This window comes from Vibrio sp. 10N.222.48.A3 (assembly GCF_041475345.1).
GTDB lineage: Bacteria > Pseudomonadota > Gammaproteobacteria > Enterobacterales > Vibrionaceae > Vibrio > Vibrio tasmaniensis_A.
Genome location: NZ_JBFRVX010001320.1, coordinates 1 through 1,152 on the forward strand (window position 1 = coordinate 1; position 1,152 = coordinate 1,152).

The 1,152-nt window shown below is 38.6% G+C and carries 1 protein-coding gene; it reads right to left on the bottom strand.

Going from position 1 to position 1,152, the window contains the following annotated elements; translation table 11 throughout:
• Positions 1 to 1,108 (bottom strand): RidA family protein (locus tag AB4653_RS26055; RefSeq protein ID WP_372105671.1); only part of this gene is annotated, 1,108 nt, incomplete at its 3' end.
• Positions 1,109 to 1,152 lie beyond the last annotated feature (44 nt).

Below are 1,152 nucleotides of genomic sequence, written 5' to 3' on the forward strand. Positions count from 1 at the left end.
CCTCGTTCACTGTATCAATGTCTGAAACATTTTTAAGCTGAATATTAATTTTCACAGTATCGTCCATACTATGATCAACACTTTCAATGATCGCCTTAATATTTTGTAAACATTGTTCCGCTTGCTCTTTTACACCACCAGCAACCATTTCATTTGTTTTCGGGTCTAAAGGTAATTGGCCTGAAATATGATTGTAGTGAGAGAAAGCAACGGTGTGCGAATAAGCCATGAAAGGGGCATCGACAGTATTATTAGCTTCAATAACCAACAAGCGAGTGTCTTCTGGTAATTGCGGCGGTGTACCGTCGCCATGTGAAACGGATGTATCAATTTGAATTAAAGCGCCCATTGGTAGTTCAGCAGCATTAACAACCGTTCGCGCTGGTACATAACTTGGGAAGAACTTAGCGCAAACTTCATTTACCTTTTCTGCATCTTCAACATTTTTAAGGTAGATAGTGGTTTTAACCACATCATTCATGACATGACCGATACTCTCTAGAATCGTTTTAATGTTTGCTAAACATTGTGTCGTTTGCTCTGTGATACCACCTGAAACCAACTCACCTGTATTTACATCGATAGGCAATTGAGCTGAAAGGTTGTTGTAGTGAGAAAAAGCCGCTGTCTGCGTCGATACAGCACTTTGAGGCGCATTATCTGTATTTCTTGAGACCTTAACTAGTGCGCAAGGTGCTTGTGGTTTAGTACCTTCGCCGTTCGAAATAAGAGCATCCATTTGAACTAAAGCGTCACTGTTCGGTAGCGCAGCTACACCCACGACTGTACGTGTCGGCAGGCTGTTGTTGAAGAAGCTTGCGTAAACCTCATCAATAGCATCGATATCAGAAATATTCTTAACGAAAATATTGATCTTTACGACATCATCCATAACATGGTCAATGCTTTCAACAATAGAGTTAATATTACTCAAGCATTGTGCTGCTTGGTCTTTAATATCTCCAATAACTATTTCACCTGTTTTAGGGTCAACAGGCAGTTGAGCAGAAAAGTTATTATAATGAGAAAAAGCGACCGTTTGTGTAGATACAGAATTAATTGGTGCATTTTCAGTATTTCTTGAAATTTTAATGATATCGCTACTCATCGGAATTATCCTTTTAATAATATAGGAATACGTATTTATATTTA